The organism is Halopseudomonas sp. T1L2 (genome assembly GCF_055397385.1).
This window is the reverse complement of sequence record NZ_AP040865.1, coordinates 879,398-894,054: the sequence shown is the minus strand read 5'-3', so window position 1 is coordinate 894,054 and position 14,657 is coordinate 879,398. Positions and strand designations below refer to the sequence as shown.

At 56.3% G+C, this 14,657-nt stretch carries 15 protein-coding genes; 4 read left to right on the top strand and 11 right to left on the bottom strand.

The annotated features are described in order from the left end of the window. Nucleotides 1–6: 6 nt before the first annotated feature. The 3 genes from ACZ5WQ_RS04300 to ACZ5WQ_RS04290 form a co-directional block, all read right to left on the bottom strand. The gene (locus tag ACZ5WQ_RS04300) at nucleotides 7–1,374 is read right to left on the bottom strand and encodes an AAA family ATPase (protein ID WP_464383210.1); all 1,368 of its coding nucleotides are present in this window, start codon (nucleotides 1,372–1,374) and stop codon (nucleotides 7–9) included. An 11-nt stretch (nucleotides 1,375–1,385) separates the two neighbouring features. Then, the gene (locus ACZ5WQ_RS04295) at nucleotides 1,386–4,940 is read right to left on the bottom strand and encodes a helicase-related protein (protein WP_464383209.1); all 3,555 of its coding nucleotides are present in this window, start codon (nucleotides 4,938–4,940) and stop codon (nucleotides 1,386–1,388) included. A 115-nt stretch (nucleotides 4,941–5,055) separates the two neighbouring features. After that, nucleotides 5,056–5,358, bottom strand: a complete 303-nt coding sequence (locus ACZ5WQ_RS04290) for a hypothetical protein (RefSeq protein ID WP_464383208.1) — start codon at nucleotides 5,356–5,358, stop codon at nucleotides 5,056–5,058. 442 nt (nucleotides 5,359–5,800) lie between these two features. On the opposite strand from ACZ5WQ_RS04290, the gene ACZ5WQ_RS04285 reads away from it, so the two are divergent. Continuing rightward, on the top strand, nucleotides 5,801–6,676 hold the full coding sequence (locus tag ACZ5WQ_RS04285) for a helix-turn-helix transcriptional regulator (protein ID WP_464383207.1): 876 nt from the start codon (nucleotides 5,801–5,803) through the stop codon (nucleotides 6,674–6,676). A 14-nt stretch (nucleotides 6,677–6,690) separates the two neighbouring features. Beyond that, nucleotides 6,691–7,272, top strand: coding sequence for a plasmid pRiA4b ORF-3 family protein (locus tag ACZ5WQ_RS04280; RefSeq protein ID WP_464383206.1), 582 nt, complete (start codon nucleotides 6,691–6,693; stop codon nucleotides 7,270–7,272). A 16-nt stretch (nucleotides 7,273–7,288) separates the two neighbouring features. On the opposite strand, the gene ACZ5WQ_RS04275 is transcribed toward ACZ5WQ_RS04280, so the two are convergent. The 6 genes from ACZ5WQ_RS04275 to ACZ5WQ_RS04250 form a co-directional block, all read right to left on the bottom strand. Next, nucleotides 7,289–7,828 (bottom strand): hypothetical protein, encoded by a 540-nt coding sequence (locus ACZ5WQ_RS04275; protein WP_464383205.1) that lies wholly within the window; start codon nucleotides 7,826–7,828, stop codon nucleotides 7,289–7,291. A gap of 153 nt (nucleotides 7,829–7,981) precedes the next feature. Beyond that, nucleotides 7,982–8,323 (bottom strand): acylphosphatase, encoded by a 342-nt coding sequence (locus tag ACZ5WQ_RS04270; RefSeq protein WP_464383204.1) that lies wholly within the window; start codon nucleotides 8,321–8,323, stop codon nucleotides 7,982–7,984. After that, nucleotides 8,323–8,514 (bottom strand): hypothetical protein, encoded by a 192-nt coding sequence (locus ACZ5WQ_RS04265; protein WP_464383203.1) that lies wholly within the window; start codon nucleotides 8,512–8,514, stop codon nucleotides 8,323–8,325. The genes ACZ5WQ_RS04270 and ACZ5WQ_RS04265 overlap by 1 nt, the downstream gene beginning before the upstream one ends. A 4-nt stretch (nucleotides 8,515–8,518) precedes the next feature. Then, nucleotides 8,519–8,881: a hypothetical protein gene (locus tag ACZ5WQ_RS04260; protein ID WP_464383202.1), complete on the bottom strand. Its 363-nt coding sequence runs from the start codon at nucleotides 8,879–8,881 to the stop codon at nucleotides 8,519–8,521. 77 nt (nucleotides 8,882–8,958) lie between these two features. Continuing rightward, nucleotides 8,959–9,537: a hypothetical protein gene (locus tag ACZ5WQ_RS04255; protein ID WP_464383201.1), complete on the bottom strand. Its 579-nt coding sequence runs from the start codon at nucleotides 9,535–9,537 to the stop codon at nucleotides 8,959–8,961. 65 nt (nucleotides 9,538–9,602) lie between these two features. Beyond that, a complete protein-coding gene (locus tag ACZ5WQ_RS04250) occupies nucleotides 9,603–10,838 on the bottom strand; it encodes an ADP-ribosylglycohydrolase family protein (protein ID WP_464383200.1) in 1,236 nt (411 codons plus the stop codon). An 87-nt stretch (nucleotides 10,839–10,925) separates the two neighbouring features. Between ACZ5WQ_RS04250 and ACZ5WQ_RS04245 the strand changes: the two genes are divergently transcribed. Both ACZ5WQ_RS04245 and ACZ5WQ_RS04240 read left to right on the top strand, forming a co-directional pair. Next, nucleotides 10,926–11,966: a helix-turn-helix transcriptional regulator gene (locus ACZ5WQ_RS04245; RefSeq protein WP_464383199.1), complete on the top strand. Its 1,041-nt coding sequence runs from the start codon at nucleotides 10,926–10,928 to the stop codon at nucleotides 11,964–11,966. Further along, on the top strand, nucleotides 11,963–12,613 hold the full coding sequence (locus tag ACZ5WQ_RS04240; RefSeq protein WP_464383198.1) for a hypothetical protein: 651 nt from the start codon (nucleotides 11,963–11,965) through the stop codon (nucleotides 12,611–12,613). Before ACZ5WQ_RS04245 ends, ACZ5WQ_RS04240 begins: the two co-directional genes overlap by 4 nt. 126 nt (nucleotides 12,614–12,739) lie before the next feature. On the opposite strand, the gene ACZ5WQ_RS04235 is transcribed toward ACZ5WQ_RS04240, so the two are convergent. Both ACZ5WQ_RS04235 and ACZ5WQ_RS04230 read right to left on the bottom strand, forming a co-directional pair. Further along, the gene (locus tag ACZ5WQ_RS04235) at nucleotides 12,740–13,282 is read right to left on the bottom strand and encodes a hypothetical protein (RefSeq protein WP_464383197.1); all 543 of its coding nucleotides are present in this window, start codon (nucleotides 13,280–13,282) and stop codon (nucleotides 12,740–12,742) included. Then, the gene (locus tag ACZ5WQ_RS04230) at nucleotides 13,275–14,492 is read right to left on the bottom strand and encodes a hypothetical protein (RefSeq protein WP_464383196.1); all 1,218 of its coding nucleotides are present in this window, start codon (nucleotides 14,490–14,492) and stop codon (nucleotides 13,275–13,277) included. The genes ACZ5WQ_RS04235 and ACZ5WQ_RS04230 overlap by 8 nt, the downstream gene beginning before the upstream one ends. Between the last annotated feature and the right edge of the window lie 165 nt (nucleotides 14,493–14,657).

The window sequence follows — 14,657 nt, the reverse complement described above, 5'->3', positions numbered from 1 at the left end:
CCCGCTTCACCGGCCAAGTTCCCATTTTCGATTTTCGATTTGCAAGTCAGCGTCGAGGAGCGCGGGTTCCTGCCCCTGGTACAGCGCATCGAGTCGATCCCTTAACTCCTTCGCCCGAGCACTATCCCACTGGTCAGAGTCCACTAACGCCAGATACTCCTTCAGCTCTCGAGTCGCCAGTAATGAGGCAGGACGTACCTCCTCCAAACCCAGCACCTGCTTGAGCATGCGTTCTGGCTCAGAGCCCTCAGTACCGGGCGGAGCAGCATATACCCCACCATCTCGCAAAATACGAACGCACTCTGCTGGAACGGTTGTAAGCACCTGCGGGCTATGGGTGGTGACGATAAACTGCACTTTTGGAAAAGCCTGGCGCAGCTGCGAAACGATCACCTGCTGCCAACGCGGATGAAGGTGCATATCAATTTCGTCAATCATCACCACACCACGCGTTTCAAGGGCGGCCTGAGCCCCCAGATGCGGGTTGAGTTTAATGCAGCGATAAGCAATATCGCCCACCATCGCCAGCACACTGCGGATGCCGTCACTAAGCCGGTCTACATCCAGATAACCCAGTTCGTCGTGATTCAGAATCAGCGATTTTTCGCGGGTCACGCTGTACTCAAGACGATGCCAGCCCGTCATGGGCTGCAAAAAGCCGTCAATCGCTGCCTGCACCACCCCAACTCGGTCGGTTGCGGTTGCCAGTTCGTCACGATTGGCCTTGCCTTCCAAAGCCTTGATCTGTTGCTCCCTCAAGCTCTCAAAAGCCCAGATGAACCACTCTTTGAAATGCTTGTAGGATGAGGCTGGATCCAGGCAGTTCAGATACCCAAATGTGCGAATGTAGAAATCAGCACTTTTGGTATCGTCCTTGCCACGCTGCGGCTCCATTAACCTCTTCTGAGCCCACAACCGACCAGTGCCGTAGTAGCCGAATACGTTCAGGTCCAATGTCGGCTTCTCAGGGTCTCGGATTTGGCTCTGGATGGCTGCTGCCCACTGCTTCATGAACCCCGTGTCGCCATCATCCTTGGTTTTAGTGGCCTTAGCTTCGCTGTCCCGATATCGCACCCATGTCTTGACTGAGCCGACACCAAAATCACCTGTCATAGAGATGCTGGAGGGTAACTGCCGAGCCATATCACCGTCAGGCATTCGCACCAGGCGAACATCAGCAATGGATATTGAATTAGCTGGATCCCCGATGACCGGGCGAGCCAGCTCAAAACTGCTGACGTAAGGCCATAGCGTAATCCTGATCGCATCCAAAAGCGCAGACTTGCCCTGGCCGTTCTCCGCAACCAGGACTGTAAGTTCTGGATGCAATGGCAACTGCAAAGATGGAAAGCAGCGAAAATTCTCCAACTGCAAGCAATCTAGTCTCACTTCGACGTCTCCGGCTTACTTGAACGTGAGAGCAACTCATCCAGTGCGTAGTTGACGCTGGCAACTCCAAAGTCGGGCTCGCTGCTGAACGGGTTTCGAATGTAGTACGGACCTTCATGGCTTTCGCCGTCGACGATCACGATGGCCAGTATGAACTTGTCAGCCTGGTTAAGCCCGTAGATGATCTCGTTACGGCTTACAGTGATCGTACTTTGGCCTTTGGCACGCCCTTTGACTTCAATATGTCGATCAGCAGGTAAGGCTCCGTCGGCACCTACCGGGGGACGAGCAGTGATGTCCCAGCCACACTTTTCAGCACTTACATCTTTGACCTCATGACCAAGTGACAACTCGGCTTGAGTCACTGCTTGCATGGCAATGCGCTCAACTCGAGCACGAGCCTGAGCATCCACAGCAAACTGGCTCTCTCCCTTACGTGCGGCAAGCAGACCCTGAGGGATAACCAATGCGCCGCCCATCACGACAGGCGTGCTGGAGACCACATTTTTCATCGCAGTTAACTCTGCTGTGCGCTGCTCCAGACGGGCAGTCAACTCGTCTACCGTGCGTTTGGCGTTCTGTGGCTGCATGCGAGGCTGCTTGCCGGCATCCACGTCATCAGTCAGCTTCATGTAGCGATCTGACCAGTAGCTGATTTCCTTGACCAAGCGCTCACGCACCGCACCCAGGGTTTTATCGGCCTGGCGCTCGCGGCGTGACTTCACTTCCGCATAATGCTCCGGCACCAGCTGCCGGGAGGCCTGCTGCAAGGCCAAAACCTCGAGATTCTGAGCAAGCCAGGATGCCTGTAACACGTCGTCGACCAGCTTGAGGTCGTAGGCGTCAATCGGCTGCAAATCCAGGTGTGGAGCCCAGCCAGCGTTAACCGCTGCACCATGTTGATCAATCTGCACAAACTGCAGGCGCCGCGACGCGACGGCGTGGCTGCCGTTTTCATCGGCTGCGCCTTCTCGCACGCTGTGCTCGACCATAAACAGAACCTTTGGCTCAAGACTGTCGTCTGCCGGATCAACCAGCACAGCGCCTTGCTTGAGCAACGGCCGGGTACGCTGCAGGACCAAATCAGTGGTTGCATGCATCAGCGGGTGTGCGGGGTGGATCAGGTCGGCCATCGGTTTGCCAACCAAGCGTACGTGCTGTTTTTCAAAGCAAATGCGTTCGTACTTACGCAGCACGGGCGAGCGGCTCTCACCAATGACGCGATCACGCTCACGAATAACTGCGGGAACGTGCTTGACCTCATAGCGACCACTTTCACGCGGGCGCAGCTCACCGCCAATGCCAGTAAAGGCTTCGGTGAAAAACGCGCGAATAAAATAGGGCTGCAACTTTCGGGCTTCGGCCTTTTCCATCTCTTCCTTGACGGCGTAAAGGTCCTCCAGACCCATATGCTGCTCGACCAATGCGTTACGGCGCAGGATGTTCTTCAGGTGCTCGGCGTCCAGCGCCCCTTCAATGACCTGAGTCATGCGCGCACGTACCTCAGGGTCCTCTCCGTAACGAATTGCCTCTACTAGCAAGTCTTTAAGGGACACTTCTTCAAAGGCTTCGCCCAGGACATCGAATACCTTGCCACCGAGTGCTGCCCGTTCGATCTCGATTTTCTCAAACAGCTTTTGGAACACTTCGCCCTCACGGGTGCCCTTGGCAATGATGTTCCATAGGTGGCAGACCTCAGTTTGACCAATACGGTGAATACGGCCAAAACGCTGCTCAAGTCGATTCGGGTTCCATGGCAGGTCGTAGTTGACCATGAGATTGGCATTCTGCAGGTTGACGCCTTCACCCGCGGCATCGGTCGCGATCAGCACCGTTACCTCAGGATCATTGCGAAACTCTTCCTGTACCTTGCGACGCTCGTCCCGGTTGGTACCACCGTAAATCACCCTGACCGCATCCGGATTACCCAGCATGTTTTGAATGCGGATGACCAGGTAGTTGAGCGTGTCTTTGTGCTCCGTGAAGATGATCAGCTTACGTCGAGATCCAGAGGCATTGAACATCTCCGGCTTGTCCTGCAAGAGGCTGGAGAGCTGCTCCCACTTTCGATCGCTGCCCGACTCCACCAATTGCAGTGCCTGGTGCTCAAGATCCTTGAGAATCAGGATTTCTGCTTCCAGCTCTGGAATGGTCTCTGCTGCTGACGCTTGATCTACCACCTGCTCGGTATACAGCTCGTATTCTTCTGCGCTGAGCTCGTCGTCAATGTCGTCAAGGCTGTCCGGCAAATCGAGCTTCTTCTTGATGACATATTCGCCCAAGGTCTCTGCAACGTGGTTGCCTTTGCTTAGGGCCTGACCGCGTGCCTGCAGGCGAGTTTCTTCCAGTCGCAACTCCAGGCGCTTGCGGCGCCGTTTCAGTGACTGGTAAATCGCCTCAGGGCTGGACGCCAGGCGCCGTTGGAGCTGGGTTAACGCAAAGCCAACCGTACTGCGCTTGCTACCATCCAGCTTGTCCGCACGGTTCATCTCTTCACGAACATAGGTCGTTACCTGCTCGTAAAGGGACGCTTCAAGCGACGAGAGTTCGTAGCTGGCGGTGTAAGCACGCCGCTCAGGGAACAGCGGCGTACCGTCGAATTTGAGCAGCTCTTCCTTGACCATGCGCCGCATCATGTCCGACACATCGACCTTGTGAGCGCCCTCACGGAATTTACCGTAGAACCGATCACCATCAAGCAGCGACAGCCAAATCTGGAACTCCTCTTCCTTGCCGTTGTGCGGTGTGGCTGTCATCAACAGGAAATGTCGGGTAATCGAACTGAGGAGCTCACCCAACGCAAAGCGTCGGGTCTTATTGACCTTGTTACCGTAATAGTTCGCCGACAGCTTGTGCGCCTCGTCGACAATAATCAGGTCCCAGTGGGTGTTCTGCAGCTTTTGCTGGTAGTCCTCGTTGCGCGACAGTTGGTCCAGCCGACAGATGAGGCGATCCTGCTCATCGAAGTAGTTGCCGGTGGCGGACTGCTCCTGCTTCTCGCGACTGAAAATCTCGAACTGCACGCTAAACTTTTCGAGCAGCTCATCCTGCCACTGCTCGGTAAGCGAGCCTGGCGAGACGATCAAAATGCGTCGTGCGTCTGCTCGCATCAGAAGCTCACGAATGAGAAGACCCGCCATGATCGTCTTACCTGCCCCCGGATCATCCGCCAGCACATAGCGCAGCGGCTGGCGCGGCAACATGCACTCGTATACGGCAGAGATTTGGTGAGGTAGCGGGTCGACGTTGGACGTGTGTACGGCCATCATCGGGTCGAACAATGCGGCCTGGCTGATCCGATAGGCTTCTAGCCCCAGCTTGAAGTCATCGCCGGCAGCATCAAACCCCCATGGCCGGCCGGCTTGGGCAAGCTCGAGGCGCATCTCATCCGAGCGAAACAGCATTTGCTCACCCAGCTTGCCCTGGCTATCGCGATAGATAATGGTAACGGCATCGTCACCTATGCGCTCGACTTGCGCAATGCGAACAATCTGCTCAGGCACCACGCCTCTTACCTGAGCGTCCTTGACTAGATCTTCCAGCTTTAGCATCCGTTGCCTCCGAGTGTCTGAGCCAGACTACATCCTTGTGACTGGCAAAATGAAACTAGCTTACCAGCATGCGACAAAGCAGCAACAAACCCGGCACACTCAAAGCAGTCCAGCATTACAGCCAGTGTGCAGGGACCTCTGTGCCGTAATTCTTCGCGACTAACTGGAGGCTAGCCAAGATCTCTTGATGCCGTGCCAGATCCGCCTCATTCCAGCTCTCGCGCTTGGCTAGTAGGTTGCCAAGCTCAGCCAGGCGATACATTCCCAAACGATGAAAATTGCCCCAGGTCGGAGCACCAAATAAGTTGTAGATGACCACCGTCGCGTCACGCTCACTAGCCAGACGCTTTCGACCCTGGAGCTTAGCCAGCGCGTCCTCGGCGTCATCTTTGTCGTCGTATGTATTAAGAAGCTTCATAGCGGCGAATTGTTAGTGCTGCGCATCAACCGGTCAAGCGTTCATCGCACTCATCTGCGGCTCATTTACCAGAGCCGCCTGGGCTGGTCATCCATGACCAAGGGATCCGTCCCTGCCCGCTCCCAGCGAGCACAGTTGGATGATATGTCGCGTTAGCTGACAGACCAATAATGGTCATGCATACAGGTCAAGTTTTCAGGCGGATGCCGGAACCTGCGCATAGCTTTTTTGAACGCGCGCTACTTGGTCGTTTACTTAGTCGGTTACTTGGTCGCTGTTTGCGTTGAGCAGCGATTTTGCGGGTCCTAGGCCGTCACATGCTCGCGAGGGCCGTTTGCCAGCGCATTGAAACTTGCGCCAAGTCAAACCAACATGCCATCTTGATTTACACGTCTTCACAAGCGACTCGTATGTGTCAGCTTTTCAAGCAGGTAAGGACACCATGAAACGCAGCAACACCCCTGAATCCGTCCGCTGGGATCTCGCCCTTCGCTACCGCCTGATCGAAACGGTTGCCTGGTGGGAGGGTCGACTGACCACTCAGCACCTGATGCAGAGTTTTGGTATCAGCCGCCAGCAGGCCTCCAAGGACATCAACACCTACATCGCCGAGCATGCCCCGAAGAACCTTGAGTACGACAAGCATCTGAAGGGCTATGTACCAAGCAAGCGATTTCAACCACGCTTTATCGACGACAGCGCCAGCGCCTACCTGCATCTGCTGAACCAAAGCCACGACCGGGCACCGCACATCGAGGGGCTGGCATTGGCCTATGCCCATACCGAGGTGCTGGATGTGCCTGACAGGTCTGTGCGCCCGCAAGTGCTGCGGCCGTTGCTGAAGGCCTGTCGTGAAGGTCAGCGCCTTGAATGTGAATACGTGTCCTTCACCACGCCCGATGGCGAGACGCGATTGATCGCGCCGCACACGCTGGTGTTTACCGGCATGCGCTGGCATGTAAGGGCCTACTGCGAGAAGAACGGAGACTATCGCGACTTCGTGCTAAGTCGCTTCCGTGGCGTGCCTGAGTTGATGGATGATCTGTCAGACAACACCCGCGAAGCAGATACTGCCTGGAACACCCAAGTTGCCGTGATCATTGAGCCGGACTCACGCTTGAAGCCTGAACAGCGGGCAATCGTGGAAGCGGACTACGGCATGATCGACGGACAGCTGGAAATCCAGACCCGAGGCGCATTGGTGCAATACGTGTTGCAACGCTACCAGATCGACCCGACCAAGGTTCACGCCAAACCCACTGCACAGCAGATTGTGGTCGGCAACCTTGAGCAACTTCAGCAGTGGTTTTACAAGTAACCCTAGGATCACCCATGGCAACCCAACCCTCGCTGTACACCCTGTTTATTCAATTGGAGCCTCTGCAGATCGAGCCGCCCGTATGGCGTCGAATTCTGGTAAACAGTGACTGCACGCTACGCAAGCTTCACCATTTCATCCAGGCGGCATTCGGCTGGCACAGCTGCCACCTGCATGAATTTCAGGTTGGACTCAATCGTTACACGCCGCTGGACCCGGAATTTGCCGACCTGCAGGACGATGCCCAGGATGACCGACGCATCAAACTGACAAAGGCGTTCAAGCATGTTGATCGTGTACGCTACACCTATGACTTTGGCGACAGCTGGCAACACGTGATTGCACTGGAAACACAGGAGCCTAGCAATGTGTCCGGCACTTGGTGCGAGGTACTGGATGGTGCAGGCGCTTGTCCACCGGAGGACGTGGGTGGCGTGCCGGGGTATCAGGACTTTCTGCAGGTGATTTCCCAACAGGGCAGTGAAGAAGCCAAAGAGGCGCTGGCTTGGGCCGGGGGGCACTTCGATCCGCGACTATTTGATTGCAGAGCCGCAAACGCTGCGGTTCAACGCATTTGCAACAACCTCTGGGGCTAACGCGGGTGGCTGCCGGCTACTCCTCCGGCAGCGTCCTGCACAGCGTCATAAAGAAACGCCCCGGCTGGCCGTCAACCATCTCGACGTAGCCTTCGCGCCGCTCCTTGCACCAGCCTGCATCCCAATCAGCCGCAAACCGTCTGAACTCAGCCCCCTCCTCGCACTGCGCGAGAAAATCCTGCCAGGCTGTGTTGAGGTGCCCGAATGGCAGGTCAGGCACCGCACCAAGCGGGTCTGCAACCCGCTCTCGGGCTTCGATTTCATCCACTGTAAGCAACTCCAGCAGATGATCCCCGTTTACAGCGAACTCGGGGCTGGGCGTTTCTGGTTCAAACGGCCGCTCCAGCAGAGGAAGCAGAAGCAGCACCGGCCAAATCAGACTACTGATCAGAATCAGAGGCAACCAGCGCCGCTTGGGCGGCTGCCAGTCCGGATCAAGGGCCTGTGCTACCACCTCGGTTATTGGTGGGGCCTTAGCGTAGGCTCGCGCGCCATTGATGCTGAAGCCAATACCGACCAGCAGACCAATGCCGAGATACAGGTAGAGATAGGTCAATCGTCCGTCTCCTGCTGCGTGCCCGGCCTCGAAAACACCGTCAGCGCACCTACACCATATCCCTCAGGAGCATCCGGGTTGTCCGATACGCCGTTGTGCTTCTCCGTTGATGCGACAAGCACACCCCGTTCAAAATCGAGCAGCAGATCGCGCTCATAGACACTTGCGTAGCCGGCGTGAACGTACTTCAGCAGCTTGCCACGCGGGACCCTGATGCGACCGGAGTACCAGTGCGAACACCCGTTCCGGATAGCCCGGGAAGACCGACTCCAACGACGCGTCCGCTCCATCACTTAGCCAGCCCTGGATCGCGATCAAGTACAGCCTGTCGTCCAATAGCTCCCAAGTGGCAACATAACCACGCATGAGCGCCGTGGAGCTAGGTTCAAACTCAGGATAGGCGCCGCCCAAACGAAAGTAGGTGCCGAGCGGAGCATCACACATGGTGAGCCGTTCACCCTGATAGAAAAGCAGATCACCGATCTGAGCAGTCATCAGGCCTCCGATGGTGGATCAGGTAGTTCAGGCACAGAAAAGGCCGCAGCACCGAGCAACAACGCAACCCCAAACATGAACAACCCCATACCCCAGGACTCCGTCAAACCCAGCCAGAGTCCGTAGCCCATGGTCGCCAGCTGCAGCATCAGGATGCTGGCGTTGAAGATGTACTTGACCAGAATGCTCATGCCATCACTCCTCCCCTGAAGCATCCGCTGCCTGCGCGCCCTCACCATCGTCAACAAACCACTCGATGCGCAGACTCCCGGCGTCGATGTACACAATACCGTTTTTCCAGGGCACATGACCGCACTGGGCGCGATACCGGATCAAACTGTCCACCAGCTCCATCAGATACGTCTTGCAGCCTGAATCGCTGGCTAGTACGTACCAGAGGATATTGGTGGACCAGGACGCATGGCTCAGGCGAGCCTCATCATCGGCAGCAAAGCGAACCTCGCAGCGGCCATCCGCATGCTCGGGGAACTGCCGGAGCAGCATCCCAAGACGCAAGGATTCGAAGTCTGGATCAAACTCGGTTTCACCTGCGCCCATCGCCTGCGTTCCCTCCTGTAACCAGTTGCATGGCTAATCTAACCAATTTGCTGCTTCAGATTGGCAGGGGCGATCTGCTATGAAGAAATCTCGCTTACTGCCCCATTAAGAAACATCACGACCTCAAGCGCCCTGAGCGCAGAGACGGGATAGCCCATTTTCTCGTTAACCGAAGCGTGGAAAGACGGGAAGCGAGCATCCCGCTGCAGGTCTCTGAGCAACTCAAGGTAGCCTTGATACTCACTCACGCTATTCACTCGATACTGATGCGGCGCTTTCTGGTAGATGAACCGATAAATCCGTGAGTCCCAGATGGCAAATGCCTCAGGACTCAGGAAGTGCAGCAGTTTTGATGCACCGACAACCGAGTGATTGACCAGTCCGGCTAACTGTGCGACTGCCGGGTCAGCCAACTTGCCCTCACGTCGAGCCATGTTGAGCAGCACCGCCGCATCATCGATACCAAACCCATCGCTAACGTGTAACTCCAGGACCGTTGGCATCCAGCCATAAACCATGTGTGCTGCGCAGGTAACATCTCCACCATTCAGACGTTCTCGCCCACCCAGCCACGCAACCAGGTGCGGGTAAGACCGGATGTAGGATTGATTCCGGTCGATCTCGGTATGCTTCTCCAGCTCAAAGATGTCACGCATTGATTCACTCCCTTCAGATTGGCGTTTGGCTTAAGTCGCTCTAGTCCGTCCCCCATTAACAGTGATCACCAGCCCGGATAACGCCGACGCAGCTCCGCCTCGCCACCTGTCTCATACGTCGCCGGAATGTCGACCAGGTCCAGAGCCACCTGCGTAATCACATCACGCAACTCCAACTCTTCCAGCCAGCGTTCCGGAATGGCTTGCGGGCCATAGATCAAACCGAGCAGATTACCGGCAATCATGCCAGTGCTGTCACTGTCACCACTGTGGTTTACGGCCATGATGATGCCGTCCTCCAGGCTTTCCGCCGCCAGCGCGCACCAGAGACCGATGGCGAGTGCTTCGTCTGCAACCCAACCTCCGCCCAGTTCGGCGATACGTTCCGGGTTGGGCCGCACGCCCTGCTGGTGCAAGCGCAGCACGTATTCAAGAAGCCTGCGGGTTTCCTGCATTCCTGCTTTGCCGCCGTGGGCCTGCAGGGCAATCACCACCACCTCGGCCAATGGCAGCGACTGGCGCCAGAGCCGATTCAGGATATCGGCAAACAGACCCGCAGCCAGATAACCTGTCGGATGCCCATGGGTCAGCCGCGCAGTCTCACTGGCAATCTCGAAAGGATTGGGGAAAAAAGCACAGGGCGCCACGCGCATAACACCGCCGCAGCCCTTGCTGTCATTAACCACGGGCTCACCGAACACCCGGCTTTCCATCAGTGCAGACAGACAGGTATTACCCGGTGCACGCCGGGACCACAATTCCGGCTGTTCGATCAGCCAGCCATCACGGCACGGGCTCAATGCAGGTTTGACTCCTTGGGTGAGCAGCCAACGCTGCAGCGCATGGTGCACAACCGCGGGCACGTGGCAGCTACCGGTTTCACGCTGACGTACGAAAGCCCGCAGCAGCCCCTCAGCGGTGAACAGCATCATCTGAGTATCGTCAGTTACCGCACCGCGTCGACCATAGATCGGCGCCAGCGAGCGAATGCCCCAGTTGCCGAAACCGCGACGAATCTCGTCCCAGGACAGGAACTCGACACGCGCTCCTAGCGCGTCACCAGCGGCACCTGCCAGCAGGCAGCCGAGCACGCGCTCTGCCTGAGGCGACATTGGCGCAGGCATCGACCATCGCCGTTCACGCCCACACACAGAAGCTTGTGTCACGCTGACTTCGCCTTCGTCACCGCCTTCAAGAGCAATACGCGGATGGCCGCATACATCGCGCTGCAAATAGCGCAGTAGCAGTTCCTGGCGTTGTGCGGTAGAAAACGTGCGATGGCTGGTCAGGGTTGCGTTCATTCAGTCACTCCGTAGTCATTGCTGAGTGACATCCTAGATTCGACATGCGACGATTCATGTCGCTGCCACTAGACACAAGGACTTGCCATGAGCCAGCACGATACGTTGATGCGCCACCTCGCCCTGCTGCGCATGATCCCCCGGCACCCCGCCAAGCGCGCGACCACTACCCTGCACGAAAAGCTCAGCGAAGAAGGGTTCACCCTGACGCCACGCTCCTTGCAGCGCGACTTGGAACGGCTCTCGACCTGGTTTCCGCTTACCTGCGACAAATCCGAAAAGCCCTATCGCTGGTCTTACGTTGCCAGCTACGCCAGTGACCTGCCAGCGATGGATACGGTCGAGGCTCTGGTGCTGGTCATGGCAGAGCAAGGATTAGCAGACAAGCTGCCGCCCTCCGCACTCAGTCACATTAGCTACCGCTTTGAGCGCGCACGCCAGCACCTTGAGAATCTGCATGCAAATGGTCTCTCCCATTGGAGCAAGCGCGTTTCCAGCATTCCTGAAGGCAAGTCGCTGATTGCACCAGAAGTGAAAGCTGGCATTTGGGACGCTGTGTCGGATGCATTGCTCAATCAGCAAGCCATTGAGGTCGACTACCTCAGCCGCTACAAGCAGGATCTCCAGCACTTCACAGTCCACCCGCAAGGACTGGTGACACGCGGACAAATCAGCTATGTCCTTGCCACGATCAACCAGCACGATGACATCCGTCAGTTGGCGCTGCATCGCTTTCAGGCGGTAGAACACAGCAGCAAAGCGTACCGGCCCCAACCGGACTTCAACGTACAGGATTACATCACCGAAGGCAGCTTTGGCTTGCCAGTCACAACAGACCCGGTAGTGCTTGTTGCCCAGCTGAACAACCACGTTGCCTGGAAGCTGAGGGAAACACCTGTGAGCGTTGATCAATCGCTATCTGAGCCCGACGCAGATGGCTGGATTGAGTTACGCGCAACAGTACCGAACGACCAGCAAACCCTCTGGTGGATTCACGGCTTCGGTGCCGGCTTTCACGTAGTGCAACCGGCTGAGTGGCGAGATCATCAGGCGGAACAGGCGGAGAAGATCTTGTCCCAGGCCAGAAAAAACGGTTACCAGCCTCTACAGCAGGAGGTAACGTCATGAATTACGAACGCCTGAAGCAGCGCCAACGCGCCGAACGCCACACCCACAACGAGAACCTTGCCCTGCGCACTCACCGCTCACTCAGCTGGCTCAACCGCGCCGAACAGGCCGAGGATCTCGACGGCCAATTCATTTTCCTGTGGATCGCTTTCAACGCTGCCTACGCCACAGAAATCGATGAGCGCCTGCGCCTGAGCGAACAAGAAACCTTCAAGGCATTCCTCAACAAACTGTGCGAACTGGACCAGCAGAACACGCTGGAGAAGCTGGTATGGCAAGCATTCCCCGGCAACATCCGGGTGCTGCTCGACAACCCGTTTGTGTTTCAAAGCTTCTGGGATTACCAGAACGGCAAACTCAGCCACGAAGAATGGCAACAGCGCTTCATCGCAGGCAAGCAACGCGCCAAAACCGCCCTCGGCTCCCGCGACACTGCCACAGTCCTGGCTGTGGTGTTCAGTCGGCTCTACACGCTACGCAACCAGTTGATCCACGGCGGTGCCACCTGGAACGGGAAGGTCAACCGCGAACAGCTGCGCGACTGCGTTGCGATACTCGGCCAACTGGTGCCGCTGGTGATCGAGATCATGCTGGATAACCCGAATACCTTGTGGGGCGATGCATGTTATCCAGTAGTGAAGGCGTGAAGAACCAGTCCCTGGGGCCACTTAAAAGGATGTTCTAATCCTGCCCCCCCTAAATAGGCCCTGACTCACAACAGAGTACCAATCGCCCCGCCGCCGCTGAATACATTCACAACTCAGTACGCAGTCTTAACGGGGCCTACTCGGCAGCCCCGGCAACTTACCCTTTTTGTCCCGCACAAGCCCATGAATGAGCGGCGCCATCATCAATGTCCAGAACATCGAGTTGCGTCTGCTCCGCGGCTGCTGGCCCCCGAAAATATTCCTGAATTGTGTGAAGAACAGCACACCCAAAGGAATTTTTACGTACAGAGCAAGCAGCATCTTCAGTGGGTTGGGATTGTCCAGCCAGGTCCGCACGAGGATAAAGATCAGCAGCAACAGGTCGAGCACTAGCGCCAAAACAATGAACGCAAAGCCCAATTCGTTAGGACCGTCACCATTGTCACTGCCCCCACCAAGCGTGATAGCCAACCCCGTGATCGCAGCAGGAATGAGATACAAACCTCCCACGAGCATGACATCGAAGTAGTTGCGATAAACAACGACCTGCTGACGCATGCCCATCCAGATGCCCACGGCAAACGGTAAAATGAGCAGCAGTGCAACTCCGACCACCCACCACGTCAAAGGGATCGAACTAAGCAGTGACTCAGGAGCGGTGTCAGGCACGCTGTACCCCCTTGCCATCACGAATGTAGCGGCTCATCAGGTCGCGCGCGTCAACACGCCAAATCGCCTTGAATCCAATGCTGAGGCAATAGAGAAAAAGCAGAGGAAGGATCAGCGTTCGCAGGACAAAAACCGCCATCAATTGCATGATGTTGTTAGTCGCATCGCCGAGCGTATCCAGCAGTGTGCTCCATGTATCCGGCTTAGCCAGGCTCGCAAAGGTACTGCCAAACCCACTCATAAAACCACCAGACACACCGGACTCTGCTGCAGAGTTTTGCACTCGCTGAATAGCCTCCAAAGCGTCGCTTGCTTTTTCTTGCTCATCTTCAAGTAGGTTCAACTGCCCTTCTAGAGCGTCTACCTCTGCTACGGCCTGCTCATGCTCAGGCGTACGTGATATGGGGATATAACGCTGCACAGTGTCGACTTCAGACTCCAGCTGCGTCAGATGTGCTTTCGCATCAACGTGTTTTGACAGCAGTTGCTCCCGTGCTTCCGAGAGCTCCGTCAACCGTTCAGTTAAGATAGCCGCGCGCTCTGCCTGTGCCTTCTGGAGATCCATAGACACCGACGCCTGCTCAGAATCATCCGCCGCCTGTAGCTCCAGCGCCTCGACCTTACCCGGAAGCCCCTCAAGAACAGCAATACTCTCACGGGACTGATCTTCCAAAAAGAAATGGTCAACCACACCGTTCAAAGCAACCACCAAAACCAACGCAAATCGCAAAAACACGAGAAAAATGAAGGTGCGCATCAGGTGGTTGAACCCTGTCAATGACGGGCGCATAAGGCTGAGCAGAACGAACAAACCGGACATCGTGAGCAACACCTTGAAGAACAGATCAGAGATGATGCCGAGCAAGACTTTTTGGATAAGCAGCGACCCAATCGAAAGCTTCATCAACGATGAATAGTCTTCAACCAAATCATTGAAGGGATCAAGCACCTCACCAATGCCGATAGAGCCGGAAAAAAACAGCAAACTACCTTCGACTTGCGCACTCTGTAGTACGGAGATAGTTCCATTCAGCAACCTGGCGATACCAAATGCTACTGAAGCCTGCACCAGAGAGCTGTCAATGTAGGCGGTTGAAGCTCGGTCAATCACCCCCAACCAAGAAACCAGCATAAGCAGAAGAACCACAGCCATCACGACAACTCGACCACGGCCCTTCAGCAGGCCTGACCGCTGTAACGTCGGTTCCATATTCACTCCTTGATTACATTTTGATCGGGCAAAGCACGTGCCTCATCGATCCAGCTTCCATGCTCTGGAAGCGAGACTAAAAGCAATGGGCCATCAAGGCAACCGGATATGCCCACGCGCTCCACTTGCCCCGCGCATCCTAACGGCTAGTTGCGACAGATAGCG

Coding starts and splice junctions, on each gene's coding strand:
- ACZ5WQ_RS04270 (WP_464383204.1), bottom strand. CDS start 8,323: ATGACTGCTCAGATCGGTGATCTGCTTTTCTATCAGGGTGAACGGCTC.
- ACZ5WQ_RS04255 (WP_464383201.1), bottom strand. CDS start 9,537: ATGCGTGACATCTTTGAGCTGGAGAAGCATACCGAGATCGACCGGAAT.
- ACZ5WQ_RS04265 (WP_464383203.1), bottom strand. CDS start 8,514: ATGAGCATTCTGGTCAAGTACATCTTCAACGCCAGCATCCTGATGCTG.
- ACZ5WQ_RS04260 (WP_464383202.1), bottom strand. CDS start 8,881: ATGGGCGCAGGTGAAACCGAGTTTGATCCAGACTTCGAATCCTTGCGT.
- ACZ5WQ_RS04295 (WP_464383209.1), bottom strand. CDS start 4,940: ATGCTAAAGCTGGAAGATCTAGTCAAGGACGCTCAGGTAAGAGGCGTG.
- ACZ5WQ_RS04250 (WP_464383200.1), bottom strand. CDS start 10,838: ATGAACGCAACCCTGACCAGCCATCGCACGTTTTCTACCGCACAACGC.
- ACZ5WQ_RS04240 (WP_464383198.1), top strand. CDS start 11,963: ATGAATTACGAACGCCTGAAGCAGCGCCAACGCGCCGAACGCCACACC.
- ACZ5WQ_RS04290 (WP_464383208.1), bottom strand. CDS start 5,358: ATGAAGCTTCTTAATACATACGACGACAAAGATGACGCCGAGGACGCG.
- ACZ5WQ_RS04285 (WP_464383207.1), top strand. CDS start 5,801: ATGAAACGCAGCAACACCCCTGAATCCGTCCGCTGGGATCTCGCCCTT.
- ACZ5WQ_RS04280 (WP_464383206.1), top strand. CDS start 6,691: ATGGCAACCCAACCCTCGCTGTACACCCTGTTTATTCAATTGGAGCCT.
- ACZ5WQ_RS04245 (WP_464383199.1), top strand. CDS start 10,926: ATGAGCCAGCACGATACGTTGATGCGCCACCTCGCCCTGCTGCGCATG.
- ACZ5WQ_RS04230 (WP_464383196.1), bottom strand. CDS start 14,492: ATGGAACCGACGTTACAGCGGTCAGGCCTGCTGAAGGGCCGTGGTCGA.